The following is a 20,766-nucleotide window of genomic DNA, read 5'->3' on the forward strand; positions in this document are numbered from 1 at the left end:
AAATTAAAAAAAATGGAAATAAATCTGTAAACCCCTACCTTTGGTATAAATAAAACTTTTTAAGAAATGAGCTTTAGGATAGAAAAAGACACTATGGGCGAAGTAAAAGTTCCTAGTGATAAGTATTGGGGAGCGCAAACAGAACGCTCCAGAAATAATTTTAAAATAGGAGCAGCTGCATCTATGCCATTAGATATAGTATATGGTTTTGCCTATTTAAAAAAAGCAGCTGCTTATACCAATCATGATTTAGGAGTACTTACCATTGAAAAAAGAGATTTAATTGCTAGTGTTTGCGATGAAATTCTTGCAGGAAAACACGATGATCAATTTCCTTTAGTTATATGGCAAACCGGTTCTGGTACGCAAAGTAATATGAATGTAAATGAGGTTATTGCTAATCGTGCTCATGAAATTGCTGGAAAAAAAATTGGTGAAGGAGATAAAACTATACAACCTAATGATGATGTAAACAAATCGCAATCTTCTAACGATACCTTTCCTACAGGCATGCATATTGCTGCCTATAAAAAAATAGTAGAAAATACTATTCCTGGTGTAACACAGTTAAGAGATACATTTGCTAAGAAAGGAAAAGAATTTAACAATGTTGTAAAAATTGGTAGAACCCATTTAATGGATGCTACTCCCCTAACCTTAGGGCAAGAATTTTCTGGTTATGTATCGCAGTTAGATCATGGACTAAAAGCCTTAAAAAACACACTAGCACATTTAAGTGAACTTGCTTTAGGTGGTACTGCTGTAGGTACGGGCTTAAATACCCCAGAAGGCTATGATGTATTAGTAGCAAAGTACATTGCAGAATTTTCTGAATTACCTTTTATTACTGCGGAGAATAAATTTGAAGCACTTGCTGCACACGATGCTATTGTAGAAAGTCATGGAGCTTTAAAACAATTAGCGGTTTCTTTAAATAAAATTGCTAATGATATTAGAATGATGGCTTCTGGTCCTCGTTCTGGTATTGGCGAAATTATTATTCCTGCAAATGAACCAGGTAGTTCTATTATGCCAGGAAAAGTAAACCCAACACAATGCGAAGCACTTACCATGGTATGTGCGCAAGTAATGGGTAACGATGTTGCTGTTACTATAGGTGGAACGCAAGGTCATTATGAATTAAATGTTTTTAAACCAATGATGGGTGCAAACATTTTACAATCTGCACAACTAATTGGAGATGCTTGTGTAAGTTTTGATGTTAATTGCGCTTCTGGCATAGAGCCTAATCATAGTGTTATTAAAGAGTTATTAAACAACTCTTTAATGCTTGTTACAGCTTTAAACACTAAAATTGGTTATTATAAAGCTGCAGAAATTGCAAACACTGCACATAAAAATGGTACTACTCTTAAGCAAGAAGCCGTTAATCTTGGGTATGTATCTGCAGATGATTATGATGCGTGGGTAAAACCAGAAAATATGGTAGGTAGCTTAAAGTAATATTTTAATTCTACTACAAAATAAAAGAGCCAATCAAATTAATGATTGGCTCTTAAATATTAATGGATAGTGTGTGTTCTCGTTATTACTTCAAAGTAAACTTAGAAGTTCCTAATAATTTTAATTTATCATCATAAACATTTACCATATAATTTCCTTTTTGGAAATCTCCAGCAGGCTTTCCTATATAGTCACAAACATCTAAAGATTTATTTTCATAATAAAAACTTGTAGACTTGCTATAGGTTACAGAAGCTCCAGATTCATTTGTTTTAGAATAGCTTTCTCCTAAAACGTTTCCTTGAGGGTCTAAAACTTCCACAAAAAATTCTCTATCACCAGCACCTGCAATTACATTATCTGCAACGGTAAAACATATTTTAAATTTATCGGTTCTACTAGCTCTAGATGTAGATACTAATTTTCCACTATTACGCTCTTTTACAGCATCTACAGAAAATTTTGATAAATTTAATGCAGAGCCTTTTTCTACAACATCTGCTAATTGTGTGTTTTGTACAACTAGAGAATCATTAAAAACTGTTTGCTTTTCTAATTCTACGTATGTACTATCCCTTTCCAAAGCAATTAAAGTATTAGAGCGTGTAAGAGAATCTACTTGCTTTAATAATTTAGCTCTTTCCGCTTTTAAAACACCTACTTGTCTTCTATATCTAGACAAAGATGCTATATCTCCTTTCATTGCTTTTACAGAATCAATATATTTTGAAATGTTATCTCTTGCAGTTACTAATTCTTCATTAGTAGCATTACTTTCTAAAATAGCTTTATCGTACTCCGATTTTAAACTATTTAAATCTTCTACTACTAATTCTTTTTCTTTCGTAAGAACAGTTTCGGTCTTTTTCTTCTCTTGATAAAGACTAACAGTATAAATAATAGTTCCTAAAAGAATTACTCCTAGTAACCCTGCTAATACCTTTAAACCGTTGTTATTTTTAGATTCACTCATAATGTAAAAAATTAATTAACCTTGTTTAACTTTTAAAATTTGGTTGTTTGCTTTTTAAATATACGCATGAAAAGTTGTTTTAGATTTTTTTTGTTAAAAAAAGTTGGAATTAATTTTATTTCTATGAATTCTATATCTTTAATAAAATACAGTAATTACAAAAAATGAGGTTACAAATAATACCCTATAAACCTATACACGCAAAAGCTTTTAAAGATTTAAATATAGCTTGGTTGGAAAAATATTTTCATGTTGAAGAAAAAGATTCTCAATTATTAGAAAATTGTGAAGATGCTATTATTAAACCCGGTGGTTATATTTTCATGGCTCAATACCAAAATACTATAGTTGGTTGTTTTTCTTATATTATAATGAAAGACGGTAATTATGAATTAGGTAAAATGGCTGTGAATCAAGATTACCAAGGCTTAAAGATAGGGCAACAACTATTAGAATTTGCTATAAATTTTGCCAAAGAAAAGAAATGGCCTAAAATTCTATTATATTCTAGTACCAAATTAGATACAGCTCTTCATATTTATAAAAAATATGGTTTTGCACACATTCCTTTGGAAAAAAATTTGCCTTATGTTAGAAGTGATGTAAAAATGGAATTAATTTTAGACTAAAAAAATGCCTCTTGTATATCTTACAAAGAGGCATTTAATGTTGATATTATATTTTTTATCTAATTAACTTTTTGTACTTAATACGTTTAGGCATTAAATCGCCGCCTAAACGTGCTTTCTTATTTTCTTCATAATCAGAAAAAGAACCTTCAAAGAAATATACTTGAGAATCTCCTTCAAAAGCCAATATATGTGTGCAAATACGATCTAAAAACCAACGGTCGTGAGAAATAACTACTGCGCAACCTGCAAAATTCTCCAAACCTTCCTCTAAAGCTCGTAATGTATTAACATCTAAATCATTGGTAGGTTCATCTAAAAGCAAAACATTCCCTTCTTCCTTAAGTGTCATTGCCAAATGTAAACGGTTACGCTCCCCACCTGAAAGCATGTTTACTTTTTTATTTTGTTCACTACCAGAAAAATTAAATCTACTCAAATACGCTCTAGAATTTACTTGCCTGCCTCCCATCATAATAAGCTCTTGCTCATCACTAAAATTTTGCCAGATAGTTTTTTCTGGATCAATATTAGAATGACTTTGATCTACATAGGCAATCTTTGCTGTTTCACCCACAACAAACTCTCCTTTGTCTGGAGTTTCCTCTCCCATTATCATTCTAAAAATAGTAGTTTTACCAGCACCATTTGGACCAATAATACCTACAATACCAGCTTGCGGAAGATTAAATTTTAAATCTTCATACAGTAATTTATCGCCATAGGCTTTGCTTACTCCTGTTGCTTCAATAACATTAGTTCCTAGTCTAGGGCCATTAGGGATATATATTTCTAATTTTTCGTCAAGTTGTTTTTGATCTTGACTCATTAACTTATCATAATTCTTAAGACGTGCCTTTTGTTTGGTTTGCCTTCCTTTTGCTCCTTGGCGTACCCACTCTAACTCTCGTTCTAATGTTTTTTGTCTTTTAGAAGCTGTTTTGCTCTCTTGCGCTAATCGTTTAGATTTTTGATCTAACCAAGAAGAATAATTTCCTTTCCAAGGAATACCTTCTCCTCTATCCAATTCTAAAATCCATCCTGCAACATTATCTAAAAAATATCTATCATGTGTTACAGCAATAACAGTTCCCTTATATTGTGCTAAATGGTGTTCTAACCAGTGTACAGATTCTGCATCTAAATGGTTAGTAGGCTCATCTAATAATAAAATTTCTGGTTCTTGTAGTAGCAATCTACATAATGCAACTCGTCTTCGTTCCCCTCCAGATAATACCGCTATTTTTTTATCGGAATCTGGAGTACGTAACGCATCCATTGCTATTTCTAACTTGGTATCTAATTCCCAAGCATTAGAAGCATCAATTTGGTCTTGTAAAACAGCTTGTCTAGCCATTAACTTTTCCATCTTATCAGCATCAGAATATACTTCTTCTAGACCAAATTGGTCATTAATACTGTTATACTCATCTAAAATGGCAACTGTTTCTGCAACACCTTCTTTTACAATTTCTAGTACCGTTTTATCCTCATCTAACTGTGGTTCTTGTTCTAAATAACCAACCTTATAGCCTGGAGAAAAAACGACATCCCCTTGAAAATTTTTATCAACCCCTGCAATAATCTTTAGTAAGGTAGATTTACCAGAACCATTAAGTCCTAAAATTCCAATTTTTGCTCCGTAAAAGAAGCTTAAGTATATATTTTTTAATACAGGTGTATTTGCAGTTTTAAACGTCTTGGAAACTCCAGACATTGAGAAAATTACTTTCTTATCGTCAGACATAGTTTGTATTTATCGTAAATGAAAAGTGTGAAAATTTATTAAACTCTACCTTTTAAGGCGTTAAAAACCCATGCAATTGCAAAAAAACCAATACCTACTGATGCAAATCCTATTCCTGATACTTCTCTATATTTAAAAGCTCCTAGCGCAATAAGAACCACTCCTACAAATAGCATTATAAATGTTGCCCACGCGAGTACGGTGTTTTTATTCATTCCCATAGTTTTTTGGTTTAGTTTTTGGTAATTTCAAATATCGGAAAAATTCCAAGATTTATAAATGTATAATTCTAATATTATTCTTCAAAAGGAAAAATAACTCCTACTTCTTTACGAATAGAGTCTAACAATTGTGCTAAATCTATACTATTTTGATGGTTCCACAATTCACTTTCTGTTTTATTTTTTAGAATACATTGCTGCACTTCTTGAATTTCATACGTAAACCCAAGTCCAATTCTTGGCATAGAAAAGAAAGAAGACTCATTTTCTTTTTTTAATTCATAACCTTGCGCTTCATGCCATCTAGAAGGAATTAGTATGGAACCTTCAGTGCCAGAAAACTCAGCTATTGTTTGCGTAGTAGAATTTAATCCAGAATATAGTATTGCTTGTGCATTTTTATAATGAAAAATTATAGAGGTTTGGATTTCTACACCTGTACTATGAAAATTAGATTTAGCAAGGATAGTCTCTGGTTTACCTAAAAATAAATAAGCCAAAAAGACCGGATAAATTCCAATGTCTAGCAATGAACCACCTGCCATAGTAGGGTTTAACAATCTTCCATTCTCTTCTCTATTTAATCCATAAAAAGCAAAATCTGCATATATATGATTTAAACTACCTATCTCTTTTTTATCAATAAGATTTTTTACTTTTCTAATTGTCGGGTTAAATCTAGACCACAAACCTTCCATTAAAAAAACCTTATTATTTTTAGAAGCTGCTACCATTGCTCTTACTTCTTTTTCATTAACACCTAAAGGCTTTTCACACAAAACATGTTTCCCGTGCGTCATTGCCTGTATACTTAATTCTGCATGATTATTATGTGGTGTAGCTATATAAATAACTGCAACTTCCTTATCTTCAAAAAGCTGCTGGTACGTTCCAAAAGCCTTAGAAGCATTATTTTCATGAGCAAATTCATTTGCCTTAGTTAAATCTCTGGAAGCTACAGCATGAAGCGTAGCTGTTGGGACTAACTCTAAATCTGAAGCAAATTTTTTAGCTATATTCCCTAAACCTAAAATACCCCATTTTATCATTGTTATCTTTTTGATTATTGATTTTTATCAAATGTAATCAATTTTACTTCTTATCTTTATACGGACTAATAAACAAAAATAAGGAATGGATTTAACCTTCAATAAGAACGAAGATCATAATAAATTACTTTTATCAGAATTAAGAAAAAGACTTGCTCTAATTAAATTAGGAGGAGGAAAAAAAAGAATAGAAAAACAACATTCTCTAGGTAAAATGACTGCTAGAGAACGTATAGACTATTTATTAGACAACAAAAAAGATAGTATTGAAATTGGAGCTGTTGTAGGCGAAGGAATGTATGAAGAACACGGAGGCTGTCCTTCAGGTGGTGTTGTAATTAAAATGGGGTATGTTTCTGGGAAACAATGTCTTGTTGTTGCAAATGATGCTACTGTAAAAGCTGGAGCTTGGTTTCCCATTACAGCAAAAAAGAATCTAAGAGCCCAAGAAATTGCAATTGAAAATAGATTACCAATTATTTACTTAGTAGATAGTGCTGGAGTATACCTTCCATTGCAAGATGAAATTTTTCCAGACAAAGAACACTTTGGACGTATTTTTAGAAATAATGCCAAAATGAGTAGTATGGGTATTACACAAATATCTGCCGTTATGGGTAGTTGTGTTGCTGGAGGAGCCTATTTGCCTATTATGAGCGATGAAGCTTTAATTGTTGATAAAACAGGAAGCATATTTCTTGCGGGTAGTTACCTTGTTAAGGCTGCTATTGGAGAACAAATTGACAATGAAACTTTAGGAGGAGCCTCTACACATTGTGAAATTAGTGGTGTAACCGATTATAAAGAAAAAGATGATACCTCTGCTCTGGATACCATAAAAGGTATTATGGATAAAATTGGTGATTTTGATAAAGCTGGTTATAACCGAACAAAAGCTATTAAACCAAAAGAAAACCCTGAAGACATATATGGTTTACTACCAGCTGCTCGTCATGAGCAATATGATATGGTAGAAATAATAAAAAGACTTGTAGACAATTCTGACTTTGAACAATATAAAGAGGGTTATGGACAAACTATATTAACTGGTTATGCTAGAATAGATGGTTGGGCTGTAGGTATTGTTGCCAACCAGCGTAAAGTTGTAAAAACCACCAAAGGAGAAATGCAATTTGGGGGAGTTATTTATTCTGATTCTGCGGATAAAGCCACTAGATTTATTGCCAATTGCAACCAAAAGAAAATTCCGTTAGTATTTTTGCAAGATGTCACTGGCTTCATGGTAGGCAGTAAAAGTGAGCATGGCGGTATAATTAAAGATGGCGCTAAAATGGTAAACGCAGTTAGTAATTCTGTTGTTCCTAAGTTTACTATAGTAATTGGCAATAGTTATGGTGCTGGTAATTATGCTATGTGTGGTAAAGCTTATGACCCAAGACTTATTGCTGCTTGGCCAAGTGCAGAATTAGCTGTAATGAGTGGTAATTCTGCGGCAAAAGTTCTTCTACAAATAGAAAAATCTTCTTTAAAGAAAAAAGGGGAAGAAATAACTCCAGAAAAGGAAGCTGAGTTATTCTCCAAAATTAAAGAAAGGTATGACGATCAGGTTTCTCCTTATTATGCAGCTTCTCGCCTTTGGACCGATGCTATTATAGACCCATTAGACACTAGAAAATGGATATCTATGGGTATTGAAGCAGCAAACCATGCTCCTATTGAAAAACCTTTTAATATGGGGGTTTTACAGGTTTAAAGCTCTTAATGTAGCTTTTCTATTAATTTTCCCATTAGGCGTATATACAAAGTTCTGTGCTGTATATACACCTTTTGGAATTTGATATTTTGTAATAGTTTTTAATTCTTTTATTTCCTCTAAAATTGAAGGGTTTTGTTTATCCGTTTCTAAAACTAGTAGTAGTTTCTGCCCTAAGGTTTCATCTGGTACTCCTGCAACAAAAAATCTGTTTTTAACAATAGTAGAAAGTTTAGTTTCAATTTGTTCGGGATGTAATTTTACTCCTCCAGAATTAATAACATTATCTACTCTACCCAACCAATTAAATTCTGTTTCAGAAATTATCTCTACTACATCATTCGTATAAATGGTTGCATTTGTAATTTTGGGCGCGTCAATTACCAAACAATCTCTATTATCTTTTGTTATTTTAATACTTGGAAGAATAGAAAAAGTTTTTTCTGTATTATTATTTATTTTCTTTAGAGCAATATGGGTAATTGTTTCAGTCATTCCATAGGTTTCAAAAACTTCTGTTTTTATTCCTTGCACTTTTTCTTTTAAAGAGGCAGACATTGGAGCACCACCAATAATAACTTTTTTTAAAGTATGTAATTTGTTTATAGAGTTTTGCAATTGTAAGGGTACCATTGCACAAAAATCAAACTGTTTTACTACGTTCTTTAAAGGAGTAGAACTAGGTGCAATAATTGTTATTTGCAATCCTAACACCATTGCCCTTACCAGCATCATTTTACCAGCAATATAGCTTGCAGACATACACATGAGTGCAGTATTCTTAGGCTTTAAATTAAAATAATCTCCTGTTGCTAAAGCAGAGTTCACCATATGTTCTTTTTTAAGAACAATTAATTTTGGAATTCCTGTAGAACCAGAAGTTCTAACTTCAATAGTTTCTTTATTATCTATCCAACATTGCAAAAAGTCACCAATTTCCTTTTCAAAATCTTCCCCTTCTTTAATAAAAGAATAAGCAACTTCAGAGATTGAATCTTCCCCAATAGAAACACCATTTAATTTAAAGTCTGCATGTATTTTATTCCAATCCAATTTCTTCAATTTTCTCTTCTAAAAATTCTTCTTTAGATACAATTTCTCCTGTAAGACGTTCTTTCCAATTGGTCCAATTATACTTTTTAGAAAAAATATAGAGCAGAATAGGAAAAATCACAAAAATTGGAACAAAAACATCTAAACCTAATTCTGGGTTAGATATATCTCTATAAATAGAATCGGTCTGAAAAGCTGTCCAATCTGCCGTTACAAGCAATGCTGTAATTAAATTGTTTGCAGCATGAAAACCTAACGCTAACTCTAGACCTTCATCCATTAAAGTTAAAATGCCTAGAAAAAAACCAGTTCCTATATAGAATACCATAATGCCGTACCCTAATTTATCCACTTCAGGATTGGCTAAATGTAATAGCCCAAAAATTACAGAGGTAATAACCAAAGGGAGCCATTTATTTTTAGCTACAATTCCTATTCCTTGCATTAAATATCCTCTTAAAAAATATTCTTCAAAACTCGTTTGTATCGGAATAAGAATAATACTTATTGCAGCAAGAATAAGAAATTGTTTTAATTTAAAGTTTAATACATAATCATCTGGAGATAGATAAATATCCAACAACATTAATCCAGCAGATAGTATTCCCCATAAACTAAAAGAAAAAAATACTCTACTCCAATCTATTTTTTTTCTAGAAGTAGTTAGTGAAACTATTTTTTGCTGGTGTAATACAGATGTGGTAAAAAATGTAGCAACAAGACCAAAAGCAAAAGAAACCAACATTAAAAAAAGAAACATATTAGACCCTAATAAGGTACTCATTCCTGCAACATCTGTTGGTAAATTTCCTAAGCCATCCACTTTAGATACAAGACCAATCATTAAAGGAATCATCCCTAAAATTTGCCAACCCACAAAAATAATTAAGACACCAATAATATATCTCCAAAAATCTTCTCTTCCTTTAAATCCTTGCTCTATATACATAAATCTTCTATTAAATTATTTTGCCAACCTTCAAATTTACTGTAGAATAATTTTCCGTTTTCTACATATAACGGACTAGTAAAATTATTGGTAAATAAGGCTCCTGTTCCAAGACCTTGCGGCATTTTATTAGAAAGTGTATATGTCCATTGCGCAATTGCATTTAAACCAATATTACTTTCTAAAGCACTGGTTACCCACCAACCAATATTATATTTTTCTGCTAAAGTAATCCATTCTAAACTTCCTTTAAAACCACCAACTAAACTTGGTTTAAGGATTATATATTGTGGCATTATTGTTTGCAATAATTTTTCTTTCTCATCAATTGTAAAAACTCCAATTAACTCCTCATCTAATGCAATTGGTAAAGGGGTTGCATTACACAAAACTTTCATATCTAAAATATTACCTTGTTTAATAGGTTGCTCTATAGAATGAATTTTAAATTGTGCTAATTGTTTGAGTTTAGATAAAGCTTCTTCTATAGTAAATGCACCATTGGCATCTACTCTTAATTCTATTTCCTCAGGCGTAAACTTTTTTCTAATAGATTCTAATAGCGCTAATTCTTTAGAAAAATCTATTGCTCCAATCTTTAACTTTATACAATTAAAGCCTTCTCGTAATTTTTCTTCAATTTGTTTTAACATAAAACCTTCATCTCCCATCCAAATTAAACCGTTAATGGGTATTGAAGCATTATTATTTATAAAGTTAGATGGAAAAAGAGAAAAAGAGTCCTCTGAATTTAAAGATAAAAAAGCTTGCTCTAATCCAAATTGGATACTTGGAAAAAAAATTAATTCTTCTAATAAAGCTTCTAATCCTAGATGAATGTTTGCTACTACCCATTTAATTTTTTTCTCATAATCTAAAAAACTATCCACACTTAAACCTCTAAAAAAACCACATTCACCAATTCCTTTTTTGCCATTTTCTTCTAGAATAATAAACCAAGTTTCTTTATTAGTTAGCACCCCTCTAGAGGTACCACTCGCTTGTTTAAATATTAAATTATATTTTTTATAGGTAGCTTTCATATATTCCTATCAAATTTAACTATATTTTTAAGCAGTAAAAACATTTTAATGAAAAGGATAAATAATAAAATTGTTTGGATTACTGGCGCTTCTTCTGGTATCGGAGAAGCCTTAACTTATTTGTTAAACACAAAAAATTGTAAATTAATTATTTCGGCTCGTAGAGAAGAAGAATTAAACAAAGTAAAACAGCAATGCGCTACTCCAGAAAACATAAAAATAATACCGGTTGATTTAGAGGATCATGATAAAATGAACTTAATTACAGAAAAAGCAATTTCATTATACGGAAAGGTTGATGTTTTAATTAATAATGCCGGTATTAGCCAAAGATCTTTAATTAAGGATACTAATTTTGAAGTTTATAAAAAATTAATAGATGTAAACTACCTAGGAACTATAGCTTTAACAAAAGCATTATTACCCTATTTTATAAAACAAAAAAGTGGAAACTTTACCACGATAACTAGCTTAATGGGAAAATTTGGTTCTCCTTACCGATCTGGTTATTGTGGTGCAAAACATGCATTACATGGTTTTTTTGATGTTTTAAGAATGGAACACGAAAAAGATAATATTGATGTAACTCTTATTTGTCCAGGATTTATAAAAACTGATGTTGCCAAAAATGCATTAACAGGTAATGGAAGTAAACAAGAAAAAGAAGATGAAGCAACCAAAAATGGTATAGAACCAAAGGTTTTAGCAAAAAAAATTATTGCAGCAATTGAGCACAGTAAATTTGAAGTATATATTGGAAAAAAAGAAATTATTGCTGTTTATATAAAACGATTTTTTCCGAAATTACTTCATAAAATTGTACTAAAAAGTGCGGTAAGATAACAAAAGTAAATTAGTTACATTTTTTTCTAAAAATAGAAATAAAATTTTACGATTTAGGTAGGCATCAAACTTTATTAGTAAATCGTAGCCTTAAAGAATTTAATTATTTAAAATTAAACCAAAAGCGTACTCCTTCAGTAGTTCTGTCTGTATTTAAGCTGGTTTGAAGCTGGTTTGCCAAGCGGTTCATTAAACGAATACCCATAGAAGCCTCGGCTCTAACCTCAGTATCTTCTGGTAATCCTACACCATTATCAGTGTATTCAAAAAAGCCTTCTTTACCTATCATTTTTCTTAGATGAATATAAATTTTACCATCTGCATTATCATCTGGGAAAGCATATTTAAAGGAATTAGAAACTAACTCATTTAACATTAATCCAAAAGGGATTGCTCTATCAATATCTAGCTCTACGCCTTCCGCATCAATAGTTATATTAATATTATGACCTCCTTTTTTATAAACAGACTGTACACTATTTATTAAACTCTCTATATACCCTTGCATTTCAATAACAGAAAGGTCTTCATTTTGATACAATTTTTGATGAATTAAAGCCATGGCCTTTACCCTACTTTTACCTTCTTCTAAGGCAGCAATTGCAGCTTTACTTCTTGTATTCTTTGTTTGAAGACTTAATAAGCTAGAAACCATTTGCAAATTATTTTTTACCCTATGGTGTATTTCTTTTAAATGGGAATCTTTTTCTACTAATGCCTTTTCAATAATATGTTTTTGTTCTACAATTAGTCTTTGACTTTTTATAATTCTTAAATATGCATAAACCAAACCTGCAAAACCTAATAACAAAAATACTAGGGATATAAATACAATATTTATACGCTCATCTTTTGCAATCATCTCATTTCTAGAATCTTCAAGAGCTTGCTTTTGTTGCTCCATCATCTTTTTAGAATATTCCAAATCTTGACCAACTACCGCTGCTAATTGTTGTTTTTTTAAAGATGATTGGTTTAGACTAACCGAATCTTTTATACGTATTACTTTATTTAAATAAGCCGTTGCATTTTTATAGTCCCCTGTTTTATTATAATAAGAAGCGTAAAGTTTATATTTTTTAAGAATATTATCGGTTTTAATTGGTGTAATGGTATTACTTAAAATATCAGTAGTTTTTTCTAAATCATCCAATTGTAAATAACACTCTGCTATTTCTAAAGTATTTTCTACTGCATCTGAAGAAAATTTACCTGCATTAAATTCTTTTATTGTAGCAACACTTCTTTCTAAATATGGTAAAGCGTCACTATATTGTTTTAATAATACATGACATTTTCCAATATTTCCTTCTATAATTCCTTTAAGATGGTTGGCTTCAGATAATTGCTTTTCTGTTTTTATTTTAGTCACGTCGTTTAAATAAATATCTACAAAACCTTTAGCTTTTTTATACGTACTTAATGCCGTTGGGGTAGATTTATCTAAACGTAAATAATTACCAACATTATTATAAAAAACAGCCTGGCCGTAAAAATCATCTTCTGCAATAAACTTTTTTTCCTCTTTAAAATAATCATCCATTGCTTTTCTATGGAGACCTAAATTGGAATATATATCGTAGAAAGCAATGTTTTCTGTAATACCTAAATCTTTCTTTTCCTTTCTAATTTCTATTTGCTTTGCATAAAGCTCTAGTTTAGAATAGTTAGTATCTAAAAGATTTAAGACTATAAGCTTAGAGTCTGTACCTAGACTTTCTTTTTTTTCATATAATTCTTTAGCAATAGCTAAACTTTTATCATAATCTCCTAAATCGTAATGAATTTGAGACTGTACAACAGAATACTTTTGTACAGCTATAGAATCGTTCTTATGTTCTGATTCATTTAAATATAAATTTACAGAATCTAACCAATCATAAGCAGAATTCTCTATATATCTATTTGGAGTATTAAAAAAGAAGTTAAATCTCGTATTTACATTATCTAGTAATTTAAACTCTTTAAAAACTTTAGGCTTAACGTCTAAAGAATCCTGAGCATTAATACCAGAAATAATAAAGAAGCATAATAAAGTGGCGTGTAAGAATTTTTTTAGCAGTTTTCTCATAGTATTATAATGCAACAAATTCAAACATAATTACTCTTCTTTTTGTATTAGTTTTAACGCAATTAGTATTTAAAAATTATCACGCGTTAATATCATTCAAAAATATTGTATCCATAGAAAACTATAGAAATATTGTTGTGTAACCCTTAAATATTGTTGTGTAATTGAGTTTAATTAAAAACCCGTGTATTTCATCGATAAAATACGTATTTCATGGATGTTTTAGATGGTCTTAAAACTAAAAAAACGCCATAAAAGGCGTTTTTTTAAAACTGAAATATTTTTTTAAGAGTTCATTGCTGAAATAATAAACTCTTTAAAATCTTTTGATATTGGAATTAAATTATTGTTAATCATAATGTCTTTAGAGTTAATAGCATCTATATGATCCACATTAACTATGTATGATTTATGCGCTCTATAGAATTTGTTTTTTGGTAATTTCTCTAAATAGTCTTTTAAAGGAGATCTAACTAAAAACTTTTTATCTACAGTATTTACCTCCAAGTAAACATTGTCTGCTTTTATAAATTGAATATCTCCAAACTGAATTCTGTAATAAAGATGTTGTTTTTTAACAAAAATTGAATCTTTAAGAATAGAGTTAGACATTGGAGCATCTTCTGAAGATGCTACATTACCATTTTTTTCTGCAGCACCATAAGTAAAATTAGAAAGTGCTATTTCTATAGAAGTGTAAAGGTCTTGCTGCTCAAACGGTTTCACCAAATAACCATTAGGTTTCACTGTTTTTGCATTTTCAACAGTTGCTCTATCTGAGTTAGATGTTACGAAAATAAAAGGAATATCATAATTATCGCGAATATGCTTACCTAAATCAATTCCAGTTTTATCAGATGCTAATATAATATCAATTAAGACTAGGTCTACTTGCTGAGTTTTTAAGACTTCAACAGCCTGTTCATATACTATAACATTGTCTACAATCTCGTAACCAATTTCTTCTAACATAGATTGCATATCATCCGCAATTATGACATTGTCCTCTACGATAAGTATTTTAATTGGTTGTTCCAAGGTTATTTAGTTTAAATGGTTTAATCTCAAAATTACAAAAAATAATTGTAACAAAAATATATGAGTAGTGACATAAAAAAAGTTGTTAATGCTAATTTTTTAAGTTCTGGATCTAATTTAATGGGTTCCAAAGTAGTAACAACTCTTTTAGCATGTAAGGATAAAGGAAATATAACTATTAGTGGTAGTAAAGTAAACCCGTTTTGATATATTTTAATAGTAAATACCAGTAAAGATAAAACTGCTATTGTCAATAAAATATAATGGTAAATTTTTCCATTCTCATATCCCATTTTTACTACTAAAGTATTTTTTAAAGCTTTTTTATCAGAGTTATAATCTCTTAAATTATTTAAATTTAAAACCCCAGTACTTAAAGCCCCAACAGAAATAGCAGGTAATACTGATAAAAAAGTAATGTATTTAGTATATAAAAAAAGTGTTCCTAAAACACTTAGAAGTCCAAAAAAAAGAAAGACAAAAACATCTCCTAAACCTCTATAACCATAAGCAGATTTGCCTACAGTATATTTTATAGCTGCCCAGATGCTAAAAGCTCCTAAGATTAAAAAAAGTATTATATACTTCCAGTTTTCTACTCCAAAACTATAGAAGACTAATACAAGAACTAAGACTATATTAATACCAATAGAAAGAAGTATTCCTTTTTTTAATTGAGTTCTAGATAATAATCCGCTTTGTAGTACTCTTTTGGGGCCTATGCGGTCTTCATTATCTGTTCCTTTAACTCCGTCTCCATAATCATTAGCAAAATTAGAAGTTATTTGAAAACCTATGGTAGTACATAATGCTAGAGCTAAAATAATATTGTCTGTAAAACCATACATATTAGCAATTGCTGTACCCACTAAAATACCTGAAATAGATAATGGTAGCGTTCTTAATCTGGCTGCATTTAACCAGATGTTTACTTTATTCAAAATTAATAAGGATCTTCTATTTGAATACGTTTCCCATCTTTATAGGAAGCAACAAAAGCATCTTGAAAACCAAGGTCTACCAACTGTTTTCTAAATTTTTGAGCTTCATTAAGAGTTTGAAAATTTCCTAAAGAATAGGAATAAAAAGGGTTTGTTTTTACAAATAGTGTATTTGTTAAAGCTTCTGAAGCTAGAGTAACATTATTCTCTACAAAAGATTTAACCTGTACAGAATAAATTTTTTCTTTCTCTATAAACTCTTTAGCTAAATAAAACTCTTTAACCAGACTTAGCTCTTCATTCTGAATTTTAAGATTGTCTATTCTACTTTTAATAGCATCCAAACTATCTATAGAAACCAATAAGTTATTAGTATTATTTTGTTTTTTAAAAGTGTTAGAACTACTAAGACCAGCAGTAAATGAGGTTATAACTAATGTACCAACTAAAAATAAAGCAGTTACACCAGCAAGTACATTACGCTGAATATTACTTTTTTTTATTTCTTTGTTTTTAATTTTTATTTGATCCAATAAACGCTCATTAATTATCTGAGCTTTATCAATATCTTTATGCAATTCTAATAAATCGCTTTCTTCTATAAATGGCATGCAGTATTAGTTTTGGGGCTAATTTAACACGCTAAAGTTAATTAAAATAGCCGAATGTCTACTCTTTTTTTAAAAGAAAAATTAAATTTTATATTCTTAATATAAATAAATATAGTGAATTTTGTAAACAACTAAAAATCAAATAATTATACAAAGAGTCTTAATTTGATTTTATACTATGAATACCGTCTGTCTTAATCTCTATTTTTCTTTCTTTATATAAACTTCCTATTCCTTTTTTAAAAGTCTTTTTACTCATCTGAAAAGTTGTTGTAATTTCTTCTGGAGACGACTTATCATTAAAAGGTAAAAAACCGTTTTCTTTAGTTAGCATTTCAAAAATCTTATTCGCAGCAGGTTCTAAAACCCTAGTTCCTAATGGTTGTAAAGAAATATCTAACTTATTATCTTTTCTAATTGTTTTTATACAAGCAGGCATTGTATCTCCTATTGCAATTTTTTTAAACACCTCATTAGAATATACTAATCCTTTGTGTTTATTGTTTACGATAACTTCCCAACCTAAATTGGTTTGTCTTGTTACAATAATTTCTATTTGATCCCAAACCTTTAACTCTATATTATCGTTACTTAAAAAGCGATCTAATTTATTAGACGCAACTAAACGGTTAGAGCGTTCATCTAAATAGCAATAAACAACATACCATTGTCCTTCTTGCATTTTTACTCTTTGCTCTCTAAAAGGAACTAACAAATGCTTTTCTAAACCCCATTGCATAAATGCACCAAATTCATTTACCTCTACTACTTCTAATAGCTGAAATTCGTTCGCCATTATATAAGGTTCTAAAGTAGTCGCAATTGGCCTTTCTTCATAATCTAAATAGCAAAAAACAGATATTTTACTTCCAATTTCATAAGATTCTGGCACATACTTATTTGGTAAAAGAATATCATTACCTTCATTATCTCCTAAGAACAGCCCTACACTTGTTGTTCGTAATATTTCTAAACTATTTAACTTCCCTAATTCTATCATGCTACAAAATTACATTTTAAAAAAGAATTATATGTCTTGTTATTAAAATATATAAAACAGTAAATACGACATTAAAATTAGTACAAACAAAAAAACCGCTCTTTAGGAGCGGTTTCATATTTTTTATTGAAATTATGTCTAGTAAACAGACTGCTTTCCAAAATGCTTACAAAGCATATAATAAACAACAGCTCTATGCTTATTTCTATTAGAAGAACCATATTTATTCATTACAGTTTTAATACCTTCATCTAATTTAGCAGAATCTTCCATACCTAATTTTTTGATTAAGTAGTTGTTCTTTACAGTTGCTAATTCTTTCTCATCTCCACCAGATACTTTAGAAGCATCAATGTTGTAGATAGAAGGTCCTAATCCTATAGTAACTTTTGTTAATAAATCCATATCAGCATTTTCTCCAAACTTGTCTTTAATGTCTGCAGCATACTTTGCAATTAGATCGTCTCTTTTACTCATAATGTTTAGAATTGTTATTAATTAATGGTTAATAAAAGTCTAAGATATGAAATCAAAATAATCAATCAAAATTTTATCATTTATTAATCTAGGGGTTTTTATTTCTAAAACTGTAGGTTTCTCAGCTGTTTTATACATTTTTCTTAATTGTTCTTCTAATGAATATTCATCTTCTGCATGCAAGTATTCTAAATTATATAGCTTACATATTTCTTTTGCAGATAAATTATTTTTAGTTTCAAAAAAAGTGTTAAACGTTTTAGATTCTTCTTTTCCTGGTAAAATTCTAAAAATTCCTCCGCCTTCATTATTTACAACAATAATTTTAAAATCTTTTTTTAAATAATTATTCCATAAACCATTACTATCGTAAAAAAAACTTAAGTCCCCTGTAATCAATAAAGTAGGTGTTGTATTATAGATAGATGCACCAACAGCCGTAGATACGCTACCGTCTATTCCACTGGTTCCTCTGTTACAAAAAACAGGAACAGTTTTATTATTATCAAAGAGTTGCGTGTAGCGAACCGTAGAACTATTTGCTAGTTGTAATTGATATTCATTAGGTATGCTTTTTAAAATACTATCAAAAACTTTAAAATCTGAGAACGGAATTTTTTCTATGTATTCTTCTCTTTTGAGTTGATATTGATTCCTTTTTTTATTCCAAAAATTAAAATAATTACTTTTTTCTTTTTTTGATGTTACTATAGATTTTAAGAAAATAGAGGGTTTTTCCTTTACATGATGACTTAAACTAAAGTAAGTATCTAAGGCTTTTAGTTTATCTATATGCCAATGTTCTACTGGTTTATAACCTCTTAAAAAGGCTTTTATTTTTTTTGAAACTACTAATCCTCCAAATGTGATTAAAATTTCTGGCTTTAAATTCTTAAATAATTCTTCTTTATTATTTGCTTTTTCTATGGGTGCAAGAATACTATCTATACTTGGAAAAAAATTGGGATGGTGTAAATTAGAAGTAGTTTCTGTAAAAACTATAATTCGTGAATCTCTTCCTAACACATCTAACAACTCTTGGTCTATGGCATTAGGTTCATTAACTCCTACAAGTACCATTATGCGTTCTGCACTACTCCATTTTTCTTTAAAATCTTTAATTTTATAATTAAGATTTGAATTAGAATCTTCTTCAAAAAGAATATTTGGAACAACAGATACAGTACTAACCTTATCATATAAAGGCTCTTCAAAAGGTACATTAACATGTACTGGTAGCTTTAAATTTATAGCTATATTCAAAGCTGTATTTAATTCTGAATCGTTATAAGCTTGTATGGTATCTTGGGCATTTTTAGAATCTCCATTATGTAATATATGCGAATTATAAATTCCACTAGCATGGTTTGCATCTTGTTTTAAATTTGCAGAATAGCCAATATGGTTACTAAAAACATTTTCTTGCCTTATGGTTTGCCCATCACCAATATCTATTTTATAAGAAGGTCTATCTGCAGAAATTACAACTAGAGGAATACCACTATAATATGCTTCAGCAATTGCAGGATAGTAATTTAATAATGCACTTCCTGAGGTACAAACAACAACAACAGGTTCTTTTAATTGCTGCGCCATACCAAGTGCAAAAAAAGCAGCAGAACGCTCATCTACAATACTATAGCAGCTAAAAAAAACATTTTCTGTAAATGAAATTGTTAAGGGAGCATTTCTAGAACCAGGAGATATAACTATATTTTTTATTCCCTTTGCTTTACAATGTAAAATTAAAGTTTGTGCAGATGCAATTGTAGAGTATTTCATGTAAAACAAAAATACAACGATGTACTAACTAAACCCAATTCTACAATAAGATTATGTTGCATTAAGTATAAACAACATTGTTTTACTTTTATTTACAGTTTCTTTCCACTCTTTTTCTGGGTCAGAGTCTTTTGTAATGCCACCACCAACATATAATATTGCTTTGGCATCTTTTAGTTGCATGCAACGTAAATTTACATACAATTCAGACACCTTTTTTATTGCTTTATAAACATTATTTTCTGTGTTTTTACGCCTTGTAGTTCTTAAATTTTCTTGCGTAAAATTTAATTCTCCTAAATACCCTGTGTAATATTCCCTATCGTAATTTTCCTCTTCTAGAATAAAAGATTTTGTTTCTTGTTTAGGCATACCACAGACTGCTGGCGTAGGATGTAGTACTTGTATAATACTTTTTAAAGATTCATTTTTAATATCTGCCGTTAACTTGGTTCTTAAATGCCACAAATTTCCAGCACGTATAGATTCTACCTTAGAATATAATAGTCTATCTACTTTATTCTCTAATGCATTTGTTATATATTCTGTAACTAAATTTTGCTCATCTAATTCTTTTGTTCCCCAAGTAACTTTTTTATCTTTTTCATAGGGTTTTGTTCCTGCTAAAGACATAGTGGTTAGTCTTTTGTTCTCTAATTTTAAAAGAATTTCTGGGGTAGCTCCTAACCACATTCCTACTTTAGGGTGGTACCATAAGTAACAAAAAGCAGATACATATTTTTGTAATAATGAACTAAAAAGTAAAAAAGGGTCTTTAATACAGTTCAGTTCTATTTTTCTAGAAACTACTACTTTTTTAAAATTGGTATTCTCAATTTTAGAAATAGCCTTTTTAACTAATTGTATATGTTCTTCCTTGTCTTCTGTAGTACTAGGGTACTCTATTCCCTGTTTATACGCTTTAATACTAAACTCATAAGTCTCTTCTAAAAAATCATCAAATTTTAATAATACTATAGGAGACTCACTATTAAAAGGAGCAAAAACAAATCCTTTTTCTTCAAAAGAATTAACATTAAAAACAGCTGATGTAGATTGAAAACCTGCATTAACAATAGCACTATTAGGTTTCCTGTATAAAACAAAAGGTAATTTTGCTTCTAGTTGTTTACCTGCTTTATTTATGATTTGGGTAAGCAT

19 protein-coding genes are annotated in these 20,766 nt (G+C 30.0%); 4 read left to right on the top strand and 15 right to left on the bottom strand.

From position 1 onward, the window contains the following. Positions 1-66: 66 nt before the first annotated feature. Complete coding sequence (fumC, locus tag Q0945_RS08755) at positions 67-1,464, top strand: class II fumarate hydratase (protein ID WP_299433606.1); 1,398 nt, start codon at positions 67-69, stop codon at positions 1,462-1,464. 85 nt (positions 1,465-1,549) lie between these two features. On the opposite strand, the gene Q0945_RS08760 is transcribed toward fumC, so the two are convergent. Beyond that, on the bottom strand, positions 1,550-2,437 hold the full coding sequence (locus Q0945_RS08760; RefSeq protein ID WP_299433609.1) for a hypothetical protein: 888 nt from the start codon (positions 2,435-2,437) through the stop codon (positions 1,550-1,552). A 164-nt stretch (positions 2,438-2,601) separates the two neighbouring features. On the opposite strand from Q0945_RS08760, the gene Q0945_RS08765 reads away from it, so the two are divergent. Then, positions 2,602-3,066, top strand: coding sequence for a GNAT family N-acetyltransferase (locus tag Q0945_RS08765; RefSeq protein WP_299433612.1), 465 nt, complete (start codon positions 2,602-2,604; stop codon positions 3,064-3,066). A gap of 55 nt (positions 3,067-3,121) precedes the next feature. Here Q0945_RS08765 and ettA read toward each other — a convergent pair whose 3' ends face one another. From ettA to Q0945_RS08780, 3 genes are all read right to left on the bottom strand, one after another. After that, positions 3,122-4,813 carry an energy-dependent translational throttle protein EttA gene (ettA, locus tag Q0945_RS08770; protein WP_299433615.1) on the bottom strand — a complete coding sequence of 564 codons (1,692 nt, stop codon included), beginning with the start codon at positions 4,811-4,813 and terminating at the stop codon, positions 3,122-3,124. A 38-nt stretch (positions 4,814-4,851) separates the two neighbouring features. Next, entirely contained in the window at positions 4,852-5,034 is a 183-nt protein-coding gene (locus tag Q0945_RS08775) for a CAL67264 family membrane protein (protein WP_299433618.1), read from the bottom strand. 74 nt (positions 5,035-5,108) lie between these two features. Further along, entirely contained in the window at positions 5,109-6,083 is a 975-nt protein-coding gene (locus Q0945_RS08780; RefSeq protein ID WP_299433621.1) for a Gfo/Idh/MocA family oxidoreductase, read from the bottom strand. Positions 6,084-6,168: 85 nt separating this feature from the next. On the opposite strand from Q0945_RS08780, the gene Q0945_RS08785 reads away from it, so the two are divergent. Beyond that, positions 6,169-7,797: a carboxyl transferase domain-containing protein gene (locus Q0945_RS08785; protein ID WP_299433624.1), complete on the top strand. Its 1,629-nt coding sequence runs from the start codon at positions 6,169-6,171 to the stop codon at positions 7,795-7,797. Here Q0945_RS08785 and Q0945_RS08790 read toward each other — a convergent pair. Genes Q0945_RS08790 through Q0945_RS08800 form a run of 3 tightly spaced genes read right to left on the bottom strand, consistent with a single transcriptional unit; the run spans position 7,786 to position 10,842 of the window. Beyond that, positions 7,786-8,859: an AMP-binding protein gene (locus Q0945_RS08790; RefSeq protein ID WP_299433628.1), complete on the bottom strand. Its 1,074-nt coding sequence runs from the start codon at positions 8,857-8,859 to the stop codon at positions 7,786-7,788. The two genes, Q0945_RS08785 and Q0945_RS08790, sit on opposite strands and share 12 nt — an antisense overlap. Further along, positions 8,837-9,799, bottom strand: coding sequence for a type II CAAX endopeptidase family protein (locus Q0945_RS08795; RefSeq protein ID WP_299433631.1), 963 nt, complete (start codon positions 9,797-9,799; stop codon positions 8,837-8,839). Before Q0945_RS08795 ends, Q0945_RS08790 begins: the two co-directional genes overlap by 23 nt. Next, the gene (locus tag Q0945_RS08800) at positions 9,790-10,842 is read right to left on the bottom strand and encodes an o-succinylbenzoate synthase (protein ID WP_299433634.1); all 1,053 of its coding nucleotides are present in this window, start codon (positions 10,840-10,842) and stop codon (positions 9,790-9,792) included. Before Q0945_RS08800 ends, Q0945_RS08795 begins: the two co-directional genes overlap by 10 nt. Positions 10,843-10,890: 48 nt before the next feature. Here Q0945_RS08800 and Q0945_RS08805 point away from each other — a divergent pair, with 48 nt between their 5' ends. Next, positions 10,891-11,685: an SDR family oxidoreductase gene (locus Q0945_RS08805; protein WP_299433637.1), complete on the top strand. Its 795-nt coding sequence runs from the start codon at positions 10,891-10,893 to the stop codon at positions 11,683-11,685. 103 nt (positions 11,686-11,788) lie between these two features. Here the strand turns inward: Q0945_RS08805 and Q0945_RS08810 are convergent, their stop codons facing one another. From Q0945_RS08810 to Q0945_RS08845, 8 genes are all read right to left on the bottom strand, one after another. Continuing rightward, entirely contained in the window at positions 11,789-13,756 is a 1,968-nt protein-coding gene (locus Q0945_RS08810) for a sensor histidine kinase (RefSeq protein WP_299433640.1), read from the bottom strand. 285 nt (positions 13,757-14,041) lie between these two features. Then, positions 14,042-14,794, bottom strand: coding sequence for a response regulator (locus Q0945_RS08815; protein WP_121066151.1), 753 nt, complete (start codon positions 14,792-14,794; stop codon positions 14,042-14,044). Positions 14,795-14,826: 32 nt separating this feature from the next. Beyond that, positions 14,827-15,735 (bottom strand): 1,4-dihydroxy-2-naphthoate octaprenyltransferase, encoded by a 909-nt coding sequence (menA, locus tag Q0945_RS08820; RefSeq protein WP_299433643.1) that lies wholly within the window; start codon positions 15,733-15,735, stop codon positions 14,827-14,829. 2 nt (positions 15,736-15,737) lie between these two features. Next, positions 15,738-16,346: an SPOR domain-containing protein gene (locus tag Q0945_RS08825; RefSeq protein WP_299433646.1), complete on the bottom strand. Its 609-nt coding sequence runs from the start codon at positions 16,344-16,346 to the stop codon at positions 15,738-15,740. 160 nt (positions 16,347-16,506) lie between these two features. Further along, positions 16,507-17,346: a S1-like domain-containing RNA-binding protein gene (locus Q0945_RS08830; protein ID WP_299433649.1), complete on the bottom strand. Its 840-nt coding sequence runs from the start codon at positions 17,344-17,346 to the stop codon at positions 16,507-16,509. A 138-nt stretch (positions 17,347-17,484) separates the two neighbouring features. Continuing rightward, positions 17,485-17,823 carry a DUF2853 family protein gene (locus Q0945_RS08835; RefSeq protein WP_299433652.1) on the bottom strand — a complete coding sequence of 113 codons (339 nt, stop codon included), beginning with the start codon at positions 17,821-17,823 and terminating at the stop codon, positions 17,485-17,487. A 39-nt stretch (positions 17,824-17,862) separates the two neighbouring features. Further along, complete coding sequence (menD, locus tag Q0945_RS08840; RefSeq protein ID WP_299433655.1) at positions 17,863-19,605, bottom strand: 2-succinyl-5-enolpyruvyl-6-hydroxy-3-cyclohexene-1-carboxylic-acid synthase; 1,743 nt, start codon at positions 19,603-19,605, stop codon at positions 17,863-17,865. Positions 19,606-19,656: 51 nt separating this feature from the next. Continuing rightward, positions 19,657-20,766 (bottom strand): chorismate-binding protein, encoded by a 1,110-nt coding sequence (locus Q0945_RS08845; protein WP_299433658.1) that lies wholly within the window; start codon positions 20,764-20,766, stop codon positions 19,657-19,659.

Origin of the sequence: uncultured Maribacter sp., assembly GCF_947500405.1 — a bacterium.
Classification (GTDB): domain Bacteria; phylum Bacteroidota; class Bacteroidia; order Flavobacteriales; family Flavobacteriaceae; genus Maribacter_B.

Bases quoted from the DNA above. Each gene is read 5' to 3' on its own strand.
- fumC (WP_299433606.1), top strand. From the start codon at position 67: ATGAGCTTTAGGATAGAAAAAGACACTATGGGCGAAGTAAAAGTTCCT.
- Q0945_RS08760 (WP_299433609.1), bottom strand. From the start codon at position 2,437: ATGAGTGAATCTAAAAATAACAACGGTTTAAAGGTATTAGCAGGGTTA.
- Q0945_RS08765 (WP_299433612.1), top strand. From the start codon at position 2,602: ATGAGGTTACAAATAATACCCTATAAACCTATACACGCAAAAGCTTTT.
- ettA (WP_299433615.1), bottom strand. From the start codon at position 4,813: ATGTCTGACGATAAGAAAGTAATTTTCTCAATGTCTGGAGTTTCCAAG.
- Q0945_RS08775 (WP_299433618.1), bottom strand. From the start codon at position 5,034: ATGGGAATGAATAAAAACACCGTACTCGCGTGGGCAACATTTATAATG.
- Q0945_RS08780 (WP_299433621.1), bottom strand. From the start codon at position 6,083: ATGATAAAATGGGGTATTTTAGGTTTAGGGAATATAGCTAAAAAATTT.
- Q0945_RS08785 (WP_299433624.1), top strand. From the start codon at position 6,169: ATGGATTTAACCTTCAATAAGAACGAAGATCATAATAAATTACTTTTA.
- Q0945_RS08795 (WP_299433631.1), bottom strand. From the start codon at position 9,799: ATGTATATAGAGCAAGGATTTAAAGGAAGAGAAGATTTTTGGAGATAT.
- Q0945_RS08800 (WP_299433634.1), bottom strand. From the start codon at position 10,842: ATGAAAGCTACCTATAAAAAATATAATTTAATATTTAAACAAGCGAGT.
- Q0945_RS08805 (WP_299433637.1), top strand. From the start codon at position 10,891: ATGAAAAGGATAAATAATAAAATTGTTTGGATTACTGGCGCTTCTTCT.
- Q0945_RS08810 (WP_299433640.1), bottom strand. From the start codon at position 13,756: ATGAGAAAACTGCTAAAAAAATTCTTACACGCCACTTTATTATGCTTC.
- Q0945_RS08825 (WP_299433646.1), bottom strand. From the start codon at position 16,346: ATGCCATTTATAGAAGAAAGCGATTTATTAGAATTGCATAAAGATATT.
- Q0945_RS08830 (WP_299433649.1), bottom strand. From the start codon at position 17,346: ATGATAGAATTAGGGAAGTTAAATAGTTTAGAAATATTACGAACAACA.
- Q0945_RS08835 (WP_299433652.1), bottom strand. From the start codon at position 17,823: ATGAGTAAAAGAGACGATCTAATTGCAAAGTATGCTGCAGACATTAAA.
- menD (WP_299433655.1), bottom strand. From the start codon at position 19,605: ATGAAATACTCTACAATTGCATCTGCACAAACTTTAATTTTACATTGT.
- Q0945_RS08845 (WP_299433658.1), bottom strand. From the start codon at position 20,766: ATGCTTACCCAAATCATAAATAAAGCAGGTAAACAACTAGAAGCAAAA.